Source organism: Prosthecobacter sp., assembly GCF_044373815.1.
In the GTDB taxonomy this organism is placed as follows: Bacteria; Verrucomicrobiota; Verrucomicrobiia; order Verrucomicrobiales; family Verrucomicrobiaceae; genus Prosthecobacter.
Genome location: NZ_JBIPNG010000656.1, coordinates 1 through 2,931, shown reverse-complemented (window position 1 = coordinate 2,931; position 2,931 = coordinate 1). Strand labels below are relative to the sequence as shown.

Annotated in this window: 3 protein-coding genes and 1 pseudogene; 1 reads left to right on the top strand and 3 read right to left on the bottom strand. The window is 58.3% G+C overall.

All coding sequences use genetic code 11. The features are described 5' to 3' along the window. From ACIREA_RS29840 to ACIREA_RS29830, 3 genes are all read right to left on the bottom strand, one after another. The coding region (locus ACIREA_RS29840; RefSeq protein ID WP_397385964.1) for an ArsR/SmtB family transcription factor at window positions 1-345 on the bottom strand (345 nt) is incomplete at its 3' end. Window positions 346-484: 139 nt separating this feature from the next. Beyond that, entirely contained in the window at window positions 485-2,092 is a 1,608-nt protein-coding gene (locus tag ACIREA_RS29835) for a bifunctional metallophosphatase/5'-nucleotidase (protein ID WP_397385963.1), read from the bottom strand. 52 nt (window positions 2,093-2,144) lie between these two features. Beyond that, window positions 2,145-2,495 carry an ArsR/SmtB family transcription factor gene (locus ACIREA_RS29830; RefSeq protein ID WP_397385962.1) on the bottom strand — a complete coding sequence of 117 codons (351 nt, stop codon included), beginning with the start codon at window positions 2,493-2,495 and terminating at the stop codon, window positions 2,145-2,147. A 68-nt stretch (window positions 2,496-2,563) separates the two neighbouring features. Between ACIREA_RS29830 and ACIREA_RS29825 the strand changes: the two are divergent. Continuing rightward, window positions 2,564-2,931: pseudogene (locus tag ACIREA_RS29825) on the top strand (hypothetical protein); the annotation flags it as partial.

Below are 2,931 nucleotides of genomic sequence, written 5' to 3'. Positions count from 1 at the left end.
GCCGCCGAGATTTTTCACCTGTTTAGAGAGACGTTTGAGGAGGTTGTTGCAGACGTTGTCACACAGCTCGGTGATGCTCGGATCAGCGATGAAGCAGATCGCGGTCAGGCCTTCACGGCGGCGGCCAACCATCCCTGCATCCACGAGCGACTGCACATGGCGTGAGACATTCGCCTGCGTCAGACCGGTGGCGGCGACGAGTTCGGTGATGTTCTTCTCACCCTCCTCCAGCGCGCGCAGAATTTTCAAGCGGCTGGGTTCGGAGAGCGTGCGGAACCAGGAGGCGATCAAAGTGAGGGCCTCCTCGGAGACTGGCGGCAGGGATTTTTTGGTGCGTGAGGCCATGGGGGATGGAATGTTTACACGTTGAATCTATATGAATGTTTACGCATATAGTTGCGTGACTGGAACAGCATGAGAGTGGTTCCGTCCACCAAAACCTTGGCCTTTGGCGTGCTTTGAAGTGTGGTGAAAAGGTGCATTGTCAGTTGATAAACTGGCTGCGCACGGCCGGAGAGATGTCCAGCGAAACGATCCGGCCTGGCTGGCCCATGGTGACGGGGGAGTGCTCCTTCAAATAGCGGCGCACCGCCTGGTGCGCATCCACATCGAGCACTTGGACATCCATCACATCGCGCATGCGGCACACGGTGCTTTCCAGATCGCCCTCGCGCTCACAGGAGGTGAGGGTGTAGAGCCGGTCCGCCTGCACCGGCTGGCCATTGATCCGCATGTCGATGATGCGCCGGCCTTCGGGCCTGCCGGCATGGAAGTTGAAAGTAAGGCCGGATGTCCTCGGGACCCAGCCGCCGAAAAGGCGCTTCGTATTTTTGGAGAAGACGTTTTCAAGCTCGCGCTCGAAGAACTGCTGCAACTGGGTGCCGCTGACTTTGCCGGTCTTCAACCGTGAGTTGATCGGATAGTAGTTCCACAAGTCGTTTTCAGTGATGTTCCCCACGGGAATGGGGTAGGCGAAACGGAAGCCATTGGAGAGCGCGATCTCGGTGCCGCCTGCCGCGCGCAGCGCATCGGCAAGCACGGCATCCGCAGGCGTCTCCACCGGCGCGTAGCGGAAGAGCGGTGATTGGGTGCTGCCAATGACGCGGTTCAGATTGTCGCGATAAGGCGCGAGGGATTTTTCCACCAGCTCTTTCACAGCGGCATCCTCCTTGTAACGGCTGGCGCGGAGTTCGATGAGCTTCCAGTCCCGCCGTGTGATCCTGCCATCCTGAACGAAGATTTCCAGCTTTCCCAGATGAGAGCCGAACGCTCCGGCTTCGACCACCCAGGTGCTGCCTCGTATCACCGCCTCTTCCGTGCGTTCATGAGTGTCGGCAGAAAGAATGACATCGACACCTTTCAGGGTTTCCGCCAAAGCAATGGCTTTGGGCAGGCCAATGTGGGTCATCAGCACCACGAGATCGGCCCGACTCTCTTTTCTTGCCTCGTCCACCAGCGGCTGAAGTATGTCTGTCTCTTCATAGTGAATGCCTTTGCTGAAGGACGGGGGCTGACGCATCGGGACATCCTGATCGGTGAAACCGATGAGGGCGACTTTCAGTCCGGCGGCGTTGTGAATGACGTAAGGCTTGAACAGGCGCTGCTGCGTGTTCTCGTCGCGCATGTTGGCGACGACAGCGGGAGCCGTGAGCTTCTTACTGATGTCCAGCAGCACCTTTTTGCCAAAGATCACCTCCCAGTTTCCTGGCAGCCAGTAGTCGAGTTTCAGCGCATTGATGGGATCCACCATGGTGACGCCTTCGCTCATCGCGACATGTCCGGAGCCTTGGATGGTGTCGCCGAGATCAAGCGTGATCGTGCCTTCGGGATTGGCGGCGCGGATTTCGCGCATGAGTTTCGCGATGCGTGCCACCCCTCCAGCGGTGACGATTTCATCCCTGCCGCCAGCCCAGTACATTTCCGGGTGCTCTTCAAGCTGTCCGTGGATGTCCGCGAAAAACGCCAGGGTGATTTTCTTTTCGGCGGATGGCGTCCCGGCGCGTGAAAAAGAAGCGGATGCCAGTGCTGCGAGAGTCGTGCCGCACATTTTCCGGCGCGTCAGCGTTGGGGCAGGAGTCGTGTTTTGTTGCATTCAGGTGGGGGTGTTTGAGTTGATCGGGAATAATGCGTGCGGAGCCAGGCAATCACGAGCCACCCAGCCCCTTCACCTGATGAGTGAGGCGCTTCAGGAGGTTGTTGCAGACGTTGTCACAGAGACTTGTGATGGTGGGGTCGGCGATGAAGCAGATCACTGCCAACCCCTCGCGGCGACGTCCCACGATGCCAGCATCGACGAGAGACTGGGTGTGGCGGGAGACGTTTGCCTGCGTGAGACCGCTGGCCTCGACGATTTCAGAGATGCTTTTCTCACCTTCCTCCAGCGTGCGCAGAATTTTCAGGCGGCTGGGCTCGGAGAGCGTGCGGAACCATGCGGCTACCATGCCGAGCGCCTCATCGGAGACAGCGGGAAGGTTTTTATGAGTGAGTGAGGACATGGATGAAAAATTGTTTGCGCTGTTTGTATATATGCGTATAGACTCATATAGTCAAACAAAGAAACAACATGAAAACAAATTCAACCGCCAGGACCTTGTTCCTCTGCACCCTCTTCAGTATGATCGCGGCGCTGCCCTCCTGCGCCCAGCAGGGCGGTGGACGCGGGATGCCACCTGAGGCTCGCGAGCAGATCCACGCTCTCTTTGACAATCACGCCAGCATCCGCCGTGAGGTGAAACTTACCATCGACGGCTACACCGCCCTCACCGAGAGCGACGATCCCAAAGTGGCCGCAGCTTTGAAAAAGCATGTCGGGCAGATGCAGGCGCGGCTCGGGGAAGGTCTCAGTGTACGCCGCTGGGATCCGGCCTTCGCCGAATATTGCGACCACTATGCAGAGATGGGCCACGAGTTCACGCCTACGGACAAGGGCGT

Coding starts and splice junctions, on each gene's coding strand:
- ACIREA_RS29835 (WP_397385963.1), bottom strand. CDS start 2,092: ATGCAACAAAACACGACTCCTGCCCCAACGCTGACGCGCCGGAAAATG.
- ACIREA_RS29830 (WP_397385962.1), bottom strand. CDS start 2,495: ATGTCCTCACTCACTCATAAAAACCTTCCCGCTGTCTCCGATGAGGCG.